Source organism: Chryseobacterium mucoviscidosis, assembly GCF_002177115.1.
GTDB classification, from domain to species: domain Bacteria; phylum Bacteroidota; class Bacteroidia; order Flavobacteriales; family Weeksellaceae; genus Chryseobacterium; species Chryseobacterium mucoviscidosis.
Window position 1 is genome coordinate 67,973 of sequence record NZ_MVAG01000080.1, and the last position, 14,414, is coordinate 82,386.

Below are 14,414 nucleotides of genomic sequence, written 5' to 3' on the forward strand. Positions count from 1 at the left end.
AAAGAAACTAATTATGGAAAACATAGGTACACAAGGATTTTCATTTGATTTGCCAAAAGGAAATTCATCAATCATAAAAGTAATCGGTGTTGGAGGCGGTGGAAACAATGCGCTGAAACACATGTACGAAAAAGGTATTCACGGAGTGGATTTCGTGATTTGCAATACAGACGCTCAGACTTTAGATAATAATCCGGTTGCCAACAAAGTACAGTTGGGAACTACCATTACGGAAGGTCTTGGCGCAGGAGCCGATCCTGAAGTGGGAGAAAAATCTGCCATCGAAAGCATCGAAGATATTAAAGCTGCTATGGGACAGAATACCAAGATGGTTTTCATCACTGCCGGAATGGGTGGTGGTACAGGAACAGGAGCTGCTCCCGTTATTGCTAAAGTAGCCAAAGATATGGGAATCTTAACGGTAGGAATTGTTACCGTCCCTTTCAGTTTTGAAGGGAAAAGAAGACTGGAACAGGCTGAAAACGGTCTGGATAAATTAAGAAATAATGTTGACTCATTAATTGTCATCAACAACGATAAATTAAGACAGCAATTCGGAAACCTTGGCTTCAAGCAGGGATTCTCAAAAGCCGATGAAGTTTTAACGAACGCTGCCAAAGGAATGGCGGAAGTTATTACGGGTTACTTTGATGTAAACATTGACTTTAGAGATGCTAAATCTGTGCTTCAGAATTCAGGAACGGCATTGATGTCTACAGGAATTGCTTCCGGTGAAAATAAAGCCGAAGAAGCAGTTAAAAAAGCACTTGATTCCCCACTATTGAATGACAACAAAATTACAGGTGCGAAAAACGTTCTGTTACTGATCAGAAGTGGTGTGGAAGAAGTGACCATGGACGAGATCGGAGTAATCATGGATCACATCCAAAAAGAAGCAGGAAACACGGCGGATATCATTTTCGGGGTTGGAGCAGACGAAGAATTGGGAGATTCTGTAAGCGTTCTTGTAATCGCAACAGGTTTTTCTAACGATAACAAAAAATTTGCAGGACCCACAGAGAAAATTAAAATCAGCCTGAACGACAGCTTTGATACCCCAAAAGAGTCTCCTTTTAAAACAAGAGAGGAAAGACATTCTCATGCGGAGCAGGATTATGATTTCGGGGGTAAAAACCTTTTCAGATTAGACGATGAAGACCACGACCATCCACAATTCGGGGTTACTTCTACTGAAAAAAAAATGACTATTGGCAACGAAGAGACTAAAACTGAAATAAAATTCTTTGATAAAGAGGAAGATACGGTTAACAGCACTCAGGACTGGAGAAACGAAGACAATGAAGAAGAATCTTTCAGCTTATTTACTTTAGATGAAGAAGTAGAAGATCCGAATGATCTGGAAATAGAATCTTTTAAGTTTGATTTTGATCATAAAAAAGAAGAACCACAGTCTAATACTGCTTTCAATAACACATTTTCTGAGGAAAAACCTGTTGAATTCAGCTTCTTCGTGAATGAGCCCGTAAAGAATGAGCCTAAATCTGATTTCGGACAGCCAAAAGCAGAACTTGCAGCAATCAACGAAGTAAATCAGCTTACGGAAGAGCCGTTTCAGAAAGTAGAACATTTCTTTCAGCATCTGAAAGAAGAGCCTGTTGTTGAAAATAAGACAGAAACCGAAGCTCCGAAACCGGCAGAAGAAGAATTCACCTTCGTGAATAAAACCGTGGATCAGGAAAGAGTAATGGAAAGAAGAAACAAGCTGAAAGAGTTTAACTCTCGTTACCAGAGTTTCGACAGCTCCAGCGAGTTTGAGTCTGTTCCCGCATTCAAGAGAAAAAATATTTCAATTGAAGGAACCAATGCATCAGACCAGAATATCAACACATATTTGTCTGATAACAACGGAAATATGCAGATCAGAGAAAACAGATTTTTAAATAAAGATGTAGACTAAAATTTAATTTGAAAATGTGGTCATTTGAGAATTTGAAAATTATATATTCTCGATTCTAAAATAATTGCATTTTCAAATTGTCTCATTTTTCAAATTATCAAATTAAAACCATGAGTTTAGAAAATACAATAAACGAAGCTATAAAAACAGCAATGAGAGCCAAAGACAAAGTGGCTTTGGATTCTCTTCGTGCTGTAAAATCTCAGATATTACTGCTTAAAACGGAAGCCAGAGGTGCAGAAGTTAGTGCAGAACAGGAAATTGCTATTCTTCAGAGAATGGTAAAACAGCGTAAGGATTCTGCAGAACAGTTTACTGCGCAGGGAAGAAATGATCTTGCCGAAGTGGAGGAAGCTCAGATGAAAGTGATTGAGCAATTTTTGCCAAAACAGCTTTCAGCAGAAGAACTGGAAGCAGAAATGAAAAACATTATCGCTGAAACAGGCGCTGAATCTATGAAAGATTTAGGTAAGGTAATGGGAATTGCTTCAAAATCTTTAGCCGGAAAATCGGACGGAAAAAGCATTTCCGAGATGGCGAAAAAACTGCTTTCATAATTGCTGATCGTTGGTAATTTTTAGTTGATTGGTACTTCTATCCATCAACTAAAAACCAAAACATCAGCTATTTTATAAGGATATTCAACCTTTGCATATCGATTTGATTAAAGAAGCCCGAAACTTTTCAGTTTCGGGCTTCATTTATTTTTTCTGAATGACATCAGTTCATGCTTCGGTAAAAAGCAAAAACTGAAAGAAAATAAATTGAGAGGGATCAGTGTAAATATTTTTTCATGGTCAACTGTTTTCAGAATCATTTCAAATTTAGTAATTATTTTTGATAATTAACATATTTAATTTAAAATTTTGCAATTATTATTAAACTATTAACATTCAATTCATTTTGTTTTCTAAAACAACCGATAGTTTTTATATATTGATGAAACGTAAAGAATTGCTTAAATTTGTACTTTACAAAAAACAAAAATATGTATCCACAAGATTTAGTAATGCCGATGAAGGCTGAACTTACAGATAAAGGTTTCGAAGACTTGACAACTCCGGCTCAGGTAGAAGAAGCATTAAAACAATCAGGAACTACCCTTTTGGTCATCAACTCTGTATGCGGATGTGCTGCAGGAGCTGCAAGACCGGGAGTTGTATATTCTTTAACAGGAGACAAAAAGCCTGATCATTTAACTACTGTTTTCGCAGGTTTCGATACAGAAGCCGTTGTTGAAGCGAGAAAACATTTAGCACCGTTCCCTCCAAGCTCACCTTGCGTAGCGCTGTTTAAAGACGGAGAACTGGTTCATATGCTGGAAAGACACCACATTGAAGGAAATCCTGCAGGAGCAATCGCTGCAAACCTTCAGGCTGCTTACGACGAATATTGCTAGTAAACGAGCATTTCTGATATAAACCGTTACAATTTGTAGCGGTTTTTTTATTTTATCATCACAAAAAAATTCTCTGAAAATCCAATTATTATTATATTTGTTGAAATGGCAACGAAAGCACTTTTCAATACTGTGGTCAATTGGTTTATCCGCCAAAGGATAGATCAGATTCAGAATTTCATGGATCATCCTATTGAAACACAGAAAGGTATCTTATTTTCCCAGTTATTTCATGCAGAAGATACGGAGTATGGGAGAAAATATGGTTTTAATTCCATTTCGAGTTATCAGGACTTTAAGAACAAAGTTCCGGTTGTTACCTACGAAGAAATGGAGCCTTATATTGAAAAAGCAAGACAGGGACAGAAAGATGTAAGCTGGCCCGGTTACATCAAACATTTTGCAAAATCTTCCGGAACCACGAACGCCAAAAGCAAATTCATCCCGATTTCTGCAGAAAGCCTTGAATACTGCCACATGAAAGCCGGAAAAGATATGGTTTCCATTTACGCCAACAATCACCCCGAAAATCAGCTTTTTAATTATAAAAATTTACGTCTGGGCGGAAGTTCTGAACTCTACGCGGATTTTAATACCAAATTTGGCGATTTATCGGCTATTCTGATTGACAATCTTCCTTTCTGGGTAGAAGTTACCACCACTCCGAGTAAAAAGGTTTCTTTAATGGGAGAATGGGAAAGCAAACTCAGAGCCATTACTTCCGAAGTTAAAAAGGAGGATGTAGGAAGTATTTTGGGGGTTCCGAGCTGGATGATGGTTCTTTTACAGAGGGTTCTGAAAGAAACTGACTTCAAAAATATTTCTGAATTGTGGCCGAATCTTGAAGTATTTTTCCACGGAGGAATCAGCTTTAAGCCTTACAGAGAACAGTATAAGCAGATTATCGGAAAAAATATCAATTACTACGAGATCTATAATGCTTCCGAAGGCTTTTTCGGAATTCAGGACAGATCCAACAGCGATGAAATGCTTCTGATGCTTGATTACGGTATTTTTTACGAGTTTATTCCGATGGATCAGTTCCATTTTTCCAATCCGAAAGTCGTGAGTCTGGAAGATGTGGAAATCGGGAAAAACTATGCCATGGTAATTACGACAAACGGCGGATTATGGAGATATCTCATTGGCGATACCGTTGTTTTTACCTCAACCAATCCGTTCAGAATAAAAATAACAGGAAGAACGAAACATTACATTAACGCTTTTGGAGAGGAGCTGATGATTACTAACGTTGAATCTGCGCTCACCAAAGCCTGCGAAGAAACCAATGCATCCGTTTCCGACTTCACAGGAGCCCCTGTTTTCATGAAAGAGAACGAAGGCGGAGCTCATGAATGGATTTTTGAATTCTGCGAAAAACCGGACAATTTAGAGCGTTTTATAGACGTTTTTGACAATCATCTCAAATCGATTAATTCCGACTACGAAGCAAAACGTTACAACAATATGACCCTGAAAAGACCGATTGTGCATATTGCAAAACCTAATCTTTTTTATTGCTGGCTTGAATCCAAAGGCAAACTGGGCGGACAGAACAAGGTTCCCAGACTGAGCAATGACCGGGAGTATATTGATCCTTTACTGGAACTTAATAAATAGAAAAACCGCAGAAATACTGCGGTTTCATTTTTATCAGAAAGATTTAATTTACTTGCTTAAATCTTCTTTTAATTTTTTAGCGCCTTCTTCAACTTTGGAAGCTCCTTTAGCTGCGGCACTTTTTACATCTTTTCCTACTTTATCAGCCCCTTCTTTGATGTCCTGCCCTGCTTTCTGAAGATCCTGTTTCGTTTTGTCCGCAGTAGCATCAATTTTATTTTTTGCATCTTCGGCAGCATTATCAATCTTTTGTCCGGCAGCATCAATTTTAGCCTGAGTGTTTTCTTTCACTTCATTAATTTTTGCCGAATCTACTCCCACTCCGTTTTCTGAGATAGTAGTGGTGGTAGTGGTCGTAGATCCGTCCGGATTTTCAACAGTTTCTGTTTTTGATGTTGACTTTGTACATGACACAACCACGGCTGCGATCATCAGTACAGATAAAATGCTTTTTTTCATACTTTATAATTTTTTTTAAAAACGTTTTTTTGTGATTTATATTATGCAGATTTTACCTCTGCAGAAGGCTCAGATGTCTTCTTTTTCTCCTCGTCTGTTTTTTTCTTTTCTTCTTCCGCCTTCTTTTTATTTTCCTTTTCAAGTTCTTCTTTCAGTTTCTTTTCCTGCTCCTGAAGTTTTAATGCCTCTTTTACCGAATCCTGATACTGTTTTGAAGACATCCTGATCTGTCTTGCAACATCTACAGAAATCGCGCCATTCGAGAAAGAATCGATTGCGGTGGTATCATAATTTGCTTTCGGGCTGTCTGCGGGGTAAAAATCTGCCGGTTCTTTTTTTGAACAGGAAATCACAACTGCCGAGAAAATAATAGCTGCAAAAGATAAATTTTTCATGGAACTAATTTAACAGAAATTCTGCAATTACAGGATAATGATCCGATAATCTTACTGAATTATCTACTTTATAGCTTAAAGGAATAATTGATTTTGAACTGAAAATATAATCGATTCTCAATGGAACTTTATAATCGTGAAAGCTTGAAGAGCTGCCGTTTCCCGTTGCTAAAAAAGCATCCTGAAGATCTTTTCCCAGATTATAATATTCATAAGAATTGGGAACAGAGTTGAAATCTCCCGCCAGAATTACAGGATACGGCGAAAGATCTACCGCTTTTCGGATTTTTTTAATCTGATCTTCATGTGCTTTAAAGGTAGGAATCATGTGCGATAACAATGTATTGATTTTTCCGCCTTCCTTTTTCAGCCCATCGAACTGAAGCATCGATTTATGCAGCCTGAAAGGCTCAAGGTAAACATTAACAATCCGAACGATTTTGCCATTGATATCTACGTCTGCATAGAACGAATTTCCACGCGATTTATCGGTTATTAATTCTTCCTGTCTTACAATTTTATGTTTGGTTTTTAAAATAACCGAAGGATATTTCACCAGATCCTGTCTCAAGGCACGGTTGGTATCTTTTTCCTGAACCAAAATGATATCCGCATTCTGATCCTGAATATATTTCTTTACTTTATCCCAGCCAAAATCGCCGTATTTTACATTAAACGTAATGACTTTTATATCTCTTATTGATTTCTGACTTTCTGCTTTGGGCGTAAAATTGATCCATCTTCGGATAGGATTGTAAAATAAAAATGTTCCCAGAACGAATGCAATGGCAATTTTTTCCTTCCTGAAAATCCAGATCACTGTAAAAATAATATGTAATGAAATAAGATAGGGAAAACCCAGAGAGAGGAGATTCAGATTTCCAAGCAGATTAGGCGGAATCCATGCGTTCCCCAATGTACACAGGAGTAAAATACCAACAATAATATGGAAAAATAACAATACTGGACGCGGCTTCATGAAAACAGTCTAAGGGATATAGAGCTTTTCAGCAAAAATCCTACCACACGAGAAAAATTAACGGTTTTTATGATTTAATTATTGAGCTTAAATGTCGCTACAACAGGATAATGGTCTGAAAGTTTCGCAGAACGGTCGACCTTATAGCTCAAAGCTTTAACGGATTTTGAAGTGAAAATATAATCGATCCTGATCGGGAATTTATAATCATGGAAACTGGTTGCGCTTCCGCTTCCTGCTTTCATAAAAGCATCTTCAAGATCTTTTGACAATTCATAATATTCATACGAATTAGGAACTGCATTAAAATCTCCAGCCAGAATAACCGGATAAGGCGAACTTTCGATGCTTTCTCTTATCGGAACAATCTGCTCCTGATGTATTTTAAATGTGGGAATCAATTTTCTTACGATATCTTTCAGTTTCTGCTCGTCTTCTTCACTGTCGCCGTTCAGCTTTACCATACTTTTATCAAATCTGAAAGGCTGCAGATACACATTGATGATCCGGTAGGTTTTTCCATTGATCTCAATATCTGTCTGCGTTGCATTGCCGTTTTCATATTCGCCATCAAGCAAATTTTTCTCAGCAATGACTTTATGTTTTGTAAAAACGCTAGTAAGAAGGGTTTTGCTGCTTTGCTTCAGACCTTTAAAATCATATTTTTTATTAACCATCTCCTGAAACAGAACAACATCCGCATCCTGACTGTTGATAAAATTTTCGATATTTTCTTTTCCTAAAACACCGTTTTTAACGTTGAAAGTAACGATTTTTAAATCTGCTTTTTCATTTTTTGGCTGAGAAAAATTAATCCAGCGTAAAACAGGATTGAAAAACAGCAGTCCCGCGAAAAAAAAGACAAAAGCTCTTTTCTTCCAACTGAGGATCCAGAAAATAGTAAGCAGAATATAAGCAATAATCAATAAAGGAAAACCTAAAGAAAGTAAATTCAGCCAAGGAAATATTTTGGGTGAAACATACGCATTCATCAACATTCCGGATAATAAAATAAATATTCCGGTATGAAGGATAAGAAAAATAAGACGAAGAATTTTCAAGATGTTTAATTAAATCTGTACAAATGCTTTCTCCAAATTCTTGCCAAAATAAAACCCACGATCGCTCCTCCTACGTGAGCCAAATGTGCAATTCCGCCTCCATTTCCGGAAACACCCAGATAAATAGAACCAATAACGACTACCGGCAATACATATTTAACTTTCATCGGGATCGGAATAAACATAATTCCAATTTTTGCATCTGGATAAAGTGTGGCAAATGCCGCCACAACACCGAATATTGCTCCGGAAGCTCCTACCATCGGTGTTCCCATAATTCCGTTGAGTTCTCCAACCAATTCCTGTTGTCGAAGTACAGATTGTGAAGAACCTGAGTATTGTACAGAGGAACCCGAAAGATATTCATTCAGATTAAATCCTAACTGCTGCAATTCGTTGGAAATTTGCTGAACCTCAACAAAATTCCACAGATTGAACAGGAAAAAGGCTCCCAAACCACTTAAAAAGTAAAGAATTAAATATTTTTTTTCTCCTAAGCTGTTTTCCAGTATAGGTCCGAAACTGAATAAAGTAAACATATTGAAGAGGATATGCATAAAACTTCCATGCATAAACATATGTGTAACAATCTGCCAGGATTTGAAAAATGGCGAGAAAGGATAAAAAGCAGCAAGATATCCTACAAATCTATCCTGAAACAGCAAATTGGCTATAACAAATACAACAACATTGATGATAATGATATTTCTTGTTACCGGAGGTATACTGTTAAACATAGTTTCTAAAATTTGTTTTTAAAATCATTAAACGGAACTTCGTAGAAACATCTTTTTCCGTTGGGTAAAAATTCAGGGAAGCCTAAAGCGGTAAAATCCTTGATAAGCTGCTCCGCATCTTTTTTGTATATGAAATCGAATCTTGATTTCGACTGAAGCTTACTCCACTGATTCTGATAATACTGCATAAATTCTTCCTCAGACTTATATTCCAGAATTTCAAAAAGATTTTCAAGAAACTTCATAACCTGCGTTTCTTTCAGTCCTTCCGGAACCGCATCTATTCTCAACACACTTTCGTGGGCAATGCTCATTTCAAAACCAAGCTCCGGAAGATATTTTTTAATGGAATTGTATTTCGCCTTTTCAATCTCATTCATATGATATTCTAGAGAAAAGAGTAAAGCATGACCATTGGTTGTTCCTTTTTTTACAGGTTTTGTATTTTCAGAAACCACGAGTCTGTGCATTCTTCCCAAATCGAGCATTAAAGTTTCATCCCCTTTGTTGAACAGCCAGTATCCGTTCGGTAACCTCATCAGATCTTCATCAAAATCTTCATCCTCAAACAGATTGATCTTGGAAGGTTCTGCGGTAATATTCTGATGGTACATTTCCGTAAGATTCTGAATTTCCGCCTGCGCAACTTCACGTTCTTCAATAAAAGGATTGTAGTCTTTATCTACGATGATTTCCGGCATTTTCAGCGTTGTTCCGCCTCCACTGTTTCCTTTACTCGGGAACGTTTTGTGCATAATTTCATCAAAGTGAGGATCTTTTTCGAAATCCAGACTTGGAGAAACGTTATAAATTCCCAGAGAGCGTTTAATGGTGGAACGCAATAAAGCAAAGATCAGATGTTCGTCTTCGAACTTTACTTCTGTTTTCTGAGGATGAATGTTAACGTCTATTTTTTCAGGATCAATATCTAAAAAAAGGAAAAACGTAGGCACATAACCCGGCAACAACAATCCTTCAAATGCTTCCTGAACGGCTTTATTGAAGTACGGACTTTTAAAATACCTTCCGTTGACAAATAAAAACTGTTCTCCTCTTGTTTTTTTCGCTCCTTCCGGTTTGGCAACATACCCGTGAAGTTTACACCAGATAATATCTTCTTTGATGGGAATAAGCTGCGGCTGCAGTTTTCTTCCGAAAACATCCACGATACGCTGCATCTGGCTTCCTTTTCTCAGCCTGAAAATGGGCTCATCATCATGAAACAGAGAAAACTCAAGCGTTTCGTGCGCTAAAGCAACTCTTTGAAATTCATCGATAACGTGTCTGAATTCTACGTTGTTGTTTTTCAGGAATTTTCTTCTTGCCGGAACGTTGTAGAACAGATTTTTAACCAGAAAATTAGAACCTTCCGCCGTCTGAACGGGATCCTGAAACTGGAAAACCCCTCCTTCAATGTAAATATTTGTTCCGATGGTAGCGTCTTTCTGCTTGGTTTTCAATTCCACCTGAGAAACGGCCGCAATCGAAGCCAGCGCTTCGCCACGAAAACCTTTGGTAGAGATTTTAAAAATATCTTCTGTTCCCCGGATTTTTGAAGTCGCATGTCTTTCGAAAGCCATTCTTGCATCCGTCTCAGACATTCCTTTTCCGTCGTCTACAACCTGAATCAGATTTTTTCCGGCATCCCGGATAATCAACTCAATTTTTGTGGCATCTGCATCGATGGCGTTTTCCAAAAGTTCTTTCACAATGGAAGCCGGTCTCTGCACTACTTCTCCTGCCGCAATTTGGTTGGCTACATGATCGGGTAAAAGCTGAATAATATCTGACATAAAAAACGTAAATCAACTTACAAAAATAGTCATTCAAATTAAGAATTAAAACTATAAACTTCTGAATTAAAATTAATTTATCAACATATCAACATTCCAGCCATGCTTAAGATTCAGACAAAATGTCTCGTTATCAGTGTTTTCATAAAAACACAATCCCCCAATTGCGTTATACAATTAGAGGATTGATTCACAGCTAGTTTACACAAAATTAATACTGATATTTATATCTCTTATTTAACATTGTCTGTTTATTCAGGTACGTTTTACGAAAAATATTCAAAATGTTATCAAGAATTTTGATCTTTTACAGTAAACTTTTACCCTTTTCATTCATCAAACACAAGCTTCCTTTTCTTGTCTCTCTTCTGCTCTTTAATCACCGGAATTCCGTGGATTTTATCGTAAAAATATGCCATCAGATTCGGTTTCTTATAAATTTTGCTGTATCGGTATTTCGTATTGAAATGTCTGATATGAATTTTGTACGCATCATAACCGATAACCACCAGCAAACACAGACTGATTACATAAAACACTCTGAATTCAAGATAATAATAGGTTAACCCTGAAAAAACCGCACCCAAAACATAGGAAATCATGATGCTCATCAGCAGTTTTGCTCTTCCGACCAGTTCACCGTTTTTTCTGAATTTTTTCTGCGTAAACATGGAGAATAAAATCCCGAGATCGGTGGTTGTTCCTGTAAGGTGAGTGGTTTTTACCGAGAAATTAGAAATACTTGCCGTTAAACCATTCTGCAAACCCGTTGCGAATAGCATTAAAGCGACCAGATATTCTGTTTCTTCCAGCGTTTTCCGGTAATAAAACTGTCCGTAGATTCCCACAAACAATAAACACGCGATCTCAAGAACCAATGGCATTGCATGGGCGAAATATTTACTTTTCTGATTGAATGTGATCACAATAAAATTCGACACAAATCCCCCGAAAAAGAACAGGAAGATCCACATTCCCACCACCGCAACCTGTGACCAGTTTGCTTTACTGATTTCTGCCGCAAGAATAGCATAATGTCCCGTTACATTGGAGGTAAAAGAGAGAAATATCAACAGAGAAGCAATGTTTATAGTACCTGCCGTAAAGGCAGTCAGCGTTCCCAGTCTGATGTTGTCTCCCAACGTTCTGCTGTTACTATAATTCCTTAGCATTTTTCTAAATTTTTAAAGTTCTTTAGTGTTAAGCTTCCACAAAGATTTCCGCCAGTCTTCCTTTTTCCGGAAGGCTTTTGCGAACTTCAACCGAAATTTCCTGAGATTTCAGGTCTTTACATTTTTTGATGTAAGGAATAAGATCGAACTTACCATTTCCTTTGCTTTTAATAGAAGGAGAATAGTATGCTTCTTCAATATTTTCCGCTTTCACATAATTATTGAATGTTCTCTGGAAACTTCCGGTGAAAATATCGCACACAATCTTATTGATCAGGTGAGGATATTTATTCCTGATAATTTCATACGCATCGCAGAATTCCTGCGGTCTGATTTTATTGAAAATGGTACTTTTTGTATTAAAAAGAAGATCTCTGATGGAATCTCCCATATCATACCCCGAAACCAAAAGAATGTTATATTGATTCTGGTCTTCCGAAGCATCTTTTTCTCTCATTACTTTTTTCAGAATGTTCAAAGATTCAAGAGAATAATCGGTGGCTATTAAAATCGTCTTGTTCATATTAATGAGATTTAGATTTGTATTTATTCTTTTTTGATGATACAAAACTAAAACGACCAAATTAGAACGTCTTTGGAACGGAATTAAAATGTGATTAAAGAGATTAAAATACGATTAGAATCTGTTAAAAAGAATTAACAGTTTAAAAATTAACGATGATTATATTAGATCTCTTTTCCGTCTGTCTGCATACTGTAGAAATTCGGGAAACGCAACTGAACGGTCGTTCCCTGATTTTCGTGCGAGCTTACGATTAGTTCTCCACGATGTATTCTCACGATATTTCTTGCCAACGGAAGTCCGATTCCGTAGCCTTCGTAATTTTTGGTGTTGGAAGCCCTGAAGAAAGGATCGTAAATTTTATTCATTTCCTGTCCGGGAATTCCGATGCCGCTGTCTTTTACAATAATATAAACATCTGAATCAGTTGCTCCCAAAGAGACTTTAACCTGCTGAAAATTAGAATATTTGCAACCATTCTGAATAATATTTGCAACCGCAAGATGCAGCAACTGTTCATTGCCCTGAACTTTCAGTTTTTTAGGATTGTCGGGCAACATACTGATATCGAGATAGATATTGTTTCTTGAATCTATTCTTCGGAGGGTTTCAATTACATCCCAAAGCAACTGATCGATCCGCACTTTATCCATTTTCTGGATTTTGCCGTCAAATCCGGTCTGTGCGATCATCAGCAAAGCCTTGATTTTTTTGTCTAATTTTTCGGCTTCATTCAGAATGATTCCTAAAGTTTCTTTATACTCTTCATTGGTTCTGGAAATCGAAAGTGCAACATCTGCTTCACCCATAATTGACGTTAACGGTGTTCTCAGCTCGTGGGAAACATTTCCGATCAGGTGATTCTGGGTTTCAAAAGAAGTTTCGATGCGGTTCAGCATTCCGTTGAAAGTGTCGATGAGTTCGTTTAATTCCTTATTATCGGGTTGTGGCTCCAGACGCAAATGCAGATTTTCTGAGCTGATTTCCTTTACTTTTCCGGTAATTTTAAGGATGGGCTTAAATAACGTTTTCGATAAATAAAAAGAAAAGATCATACTGAAGAACAGCGAAAGAACTATGCAGGTAATCAAAGTTCTTTTTAAAAAACCGAGATAGTAAACCACATAATGGTTTTTGGCGGATGCGATGGCAATATAATTTTTATCATCATGCTTAAAAGTCTGCCCGATGTAGTAAAACTCCTTGTCATTAAAATTTGCTTCTCCTTTTTTAACAATGCTTTTAAAAAAATAGTCCGGAATATGAACTTCATCCGAAATTTTCTTAAAGTTTGAATCTGCCGGAATTGCAAAAACATAATCCCGTTCCATCGGAAGCTCTTCATCATTTAATCCGTTCAGAATGTAATTTTCCGGAAGATCCAGATTATCTTTGCCTTTTTCGATCTGAATAATGGTGGTGGTACGGATTTTCAGGAGCTCATAAAATCTCTGATGAGAAAAGTTGACAATTGAAAAATACACCAATCCACTGAACAACAATATGATGGCGGTAAAAACCAACATCAGAAGCACCATCGTTTTGGTCTGATTTGTGACAACTTTATTAAACATTCTTAAGATTTTTTCAGAACATATCCCATTCCTATCACCGTATGAATCAGCTTATTATCTTCCTGATTATCAAGCTTTTTACGCAAATAATTCACATAAACATCTACAACATTAGTTCCCAGTTCATAATTTACTCCCCAAACCGCTTCTAAAACTTCTGTTCGTGAAATTACTTTTTCAGGATTGTTTAAAAAGTACAAAAGCAGCTTGTATTCTGTGGAAGTAAGTGAAATTTCTTCGCCCGCACGCATCACTTTTTTGGTATAATCATTTAAAACCAAATCTGAAAACTGATACACATATTCATTATCTTCTTCATCTTCAACACTTTCATGCTGATTTCCGCTATTGCTCCTTCTCAGTAAAGATTTGATCCTTGCAACAAGTTCTATGAATTTAAACGGCTTTACGAGATAATCGTCTCCTCCGCTTTCCAAGCCCAAAACAATGTTCTCGGAAGTTCCCAAAGCGGTTAAGAAGAGAATCGGAACATTCTGATTGGTTTTGCGGATTTCTTTGCAGACATCCAGCCCATTCATTTCCGGCAGCATAATATCGAGGATCACCAGATCAAAATCATTCGACTGCACCAATTGAACGCCGGTTTTACCGTCAAAAGCCACAGAAACTTCATATCCGCTTTCCTGCAGCCCTTTTTTGATAAAGGACACTACACTGGTTTCATCTTCGATAAGGATTATTCTTTTCATTTGAAATTTGGAATTAGACAAAAATAGGGAAAAGATGGGACATGAATAAAGGAGGAAATTTAAAAATAAAAAAT

Annotated in this window: 14 protein-coding genes; 4 read left to right on the plus strand and 10 right to left on the minus strand. The window is 37.1% G+C overall.

Annotation, left to right across the window (positions count from 1 at the left end; translation table 11 throughout):
- Window positions 1-13 precede the first annotated feature (13 nt).
- From ftsZ to B0E34_RS04090, 4 genes are all read left to right on the plus strand, one after another.
- The gene (ftsZ, locus tag B0E34_RS04075) at window positions 14-1,918 is read left to right on the plus strand and encodes a cell division protein FtsZ (protein WP_087707004.1); all 1,905 of its coding nucleotides are present in this window, start codon (window positions 14-16) and stop codon (window positions 1,916-1,918) included.
- Between the two features lie 110 nt (window positions 1,919-2,028).
- Window positions 2,029-2,475 (plus strand): GatB/YqeY domain-containing protein, encoded by a 447-nt coding sequence (locus tag B0E34_RS04080; RefSeq protein WP_076391162.1) that lies wholly within the window; start codon window positions 2,029-2,031, stop codon window positions 2,473-2,475.
- Between the two features lie 431 nt (window positions 2,476-2,906).
- Complete coding sequence (locus tag B0E34_RS04085) at window positions 2,907-3,317, plus strand: BrxA/BrxB family bacilliredoxin (RefSeq protein ID WP_076391160.1); 411 nt, start codon at window positions 2,907-2,909, stop codon at window positions 3,315-3,317.
- 105 nt (window positions 3,318-3,422) lie between these two features.
- Entirely contained in the window at window positions 3,423-4,937 is a 1,515-nt protein-coding gene (locus tag B0E34_RS04090) for a GH3 auxin-responsive promoter family protein (protein ID WP_087707007.1), read from the plus strand.
- A 48-nt stretch (window positions 4,938-4,985) separates the two neighbouring features.
- Here B0E34_RS04090 and B0E34_RS04095 read toward each other — a convergent pair whose 3' ends face one another.
- From B0E34_RS04095 to B0E34_RS04140, 10 genes are all read right to left on the minus strand, one after another.
- Window positions 4,986-5,396, minus strand: a complete 411-nt coding sequence (locus tag B0E34_RS04095; RefSeq protein ID WP_087707010.1) for a hypothetical protein — start codon at window positions 5,394-5,396, stop codon at window positions 4,986-4,988.
- A 41-nt stretch (window positions 5,397-5,437) separates the two neighbouring features.
- Window positions 5,438-5,791, minus strand: coding sequence for a hypothetical protein (locus B0E34_RS04100; RefSeq protein ID WP_087707012.1), 354 nt, complete (start codon window positions 5,789-5,791; stop codon window positions 5,438-5,440).
- A 4-nt stretch (window positions 5,792-5,795) separates the two neighbouring features.
- Window positions 5,796-6,770, minus strand: a complete 975-nt coding sequence (locus B0E34_RS04105; RefSeq protein WP_087707015.1) for an endonuclease/exonuclease/phosphatase family protein — start codon at window positions 6,768-6,770, stop codon at window positions 5,796-5,798.
- A 74-nt stretch (window positions 6,771-6,844) separates the two neighbouring features.
- A complete protein-coding gene (locus tag B0E34_RS04110; RefSeq protein WP_087707018.1) occupies window positions 6,845-7,831 on the minus strand; it encodes an endonuclease/exonuclease/phosphatase family protein in 987 nt (328 codons plus the stop codon).
- A 5-nt stretch (window positions 7,832-7,836) separates the two neighbouring features.
- Complete coding sequence (locus B0E34_RS04115; RefSeq protein ID WP_087707021.1) at window positions 7,837-8,568, minus strand: rhomboid family intramembrane serine protease; 732 nt, start codon at window positions 8,566-8,568, stop codon at window positions 7,837-7,839.
- Between the two features lie 5 nt (window positions 8,569-8,573).
- Complete coding sequence (gene mutL / locus B0E34_RS04120; protein ID WP_087707024.1) at window positions 8,574-10,361, minus strand: DNA mismatch repair endonuclease MutL; 1,788 nt, start codon at window positions 10,359-10,361, stop codon at window positions 8,574-8,576.
- 329 nt (window positions 10,362-10,690) lie between these two features.
- Window positions 10,691-11,533, minus strand: a complete 843-nt coding sequence (locus B0E34_RS04125; RefSeq protein WP_076391144.1) for a YoaK family protein — start codon at window positions 11,531-11,533, stop codon at window positions 10,691-10,693.
- Between the two features lie 28 nt (window positions 11,534-11,561).
- Window positions 11,562-12,056: a hypothetical protein gene (locus B0E34_RS04130; RefSeq protein WP_087707026.1), complete on the minus strand. Its 495-nt coding sequence runs from the start codon at window positions 12,054-12,056 to the stop codon at window positions 11,562-11,564.
- 164 nt (window positions 12,057-12,220) lie between these two features.
- Window positions 12,221-13,630: a sensor histidine kinase gene (locus tag B0E34_RS04135; protein WP_087707028.1), complete on the minus strand. Its 1,410-nt coding sequence runs from the start codon at window positions 13,628-13,630 to the stop codon at window positions 12,221-12,223.
- Between the two features lie 2 nt (window positions 13,631-13,632).
- Entirely contained in the window at window positions 13,633-14,340 is a 708-nt protein-coding gene (locus B0E34_RS04140) for a response regulator transcription factor (protein WP_087707031.1), read from the minus strand.
- Window positions 14,341-14,414 lie beyond the last annotated feature (74 nt).

Coding starts and splice junctions, on each gene's coding strand:
- B0E34_RS04125 (WP_076391144.1), bottom strand. CDS start 11,533: ATGCTAAGGAATTATAGTAACAGCAGAACGTTGGGAGACAACATCAGA.
- mutL (WP_087707024.1), bottom strand. CDS start 10,361: ATGTCAGATATTATTCAGCTTTTACCCGATCATGTAGCCAACCAAATT.
- B0E34_RS04080 (WP_076391162.1), top strand. CDS start 2,029: ATGAGTTTAGAAAATACAATAAACGAAGCTATAAAAACAGCAATGAGA.
- B0E34_RS04090 (WP_087707007.1), top strand. CDS start 3,423: ATGGCAACGAAAGCACTTTTCAATACTGTGGTCAATTGGTTTATCCGC.
- B0E34_RS04105 (WP_087707015.1), bottom strand. CDS start 6,770: ATGAAGCCGCGTCCAGTATTGTTATTTTTCCATATTATTGTTGGTATT.
- B0E34_RS04100 (WP_087707012.1), bottom strand. CDS start 5,791: ATGAAAAATTTATCTTTTGCAGCTATTATTTTCTCGGCAGTTGTGATT.
- B0E34_RS04115 (WP_087707021.1), bottom strand. CDS start 8,568: ATGTTTAACAGTATACCTCCGGTAACAAGAAATATCATTATCATCAAT.
- B0E34_RS04130 (WP_087707026.1), bottom strand. CDS start 12,056: ATGAACAAGACGATTTTAATAGCCACCGATTATTCTCTTGAATCTTTG.
- B0E34_RS04095 (WP_087707010.1), bottom strand. CDS start 5,396: ATGAAAAAAAGCATTTTATCTGTACTGATGATCGCAGCCGTGGTTGTG.
- ftsZ (WP_087707004.1), top strand. CDS start 14: ATGGAAAACATAGGTACACAAGGATTTTCATTTGATTTGCCAAAAGGA.
- B0E34_RS04135 (WP_087707028.1), bottom strand. CDS start 13,630: ATGTTTAATAAAGTTGTCACAAATCAGACCAAAACGATGGTGCTTCTG.
- B0E34_RS04140 (WP_087707031.1), bottom strand. CDS start 14,340: ATGAAAAGAATAATCCTTATCGAAGATGAAACCAGTGTAGTGTCCTTT.
- B0E34_RS04085 (WP_076391160.1), top strand. CDS start 2,907: ATGTATCCACAAGATTTAGTAATGCCGATGAAGGCTGAACTTACAGAT.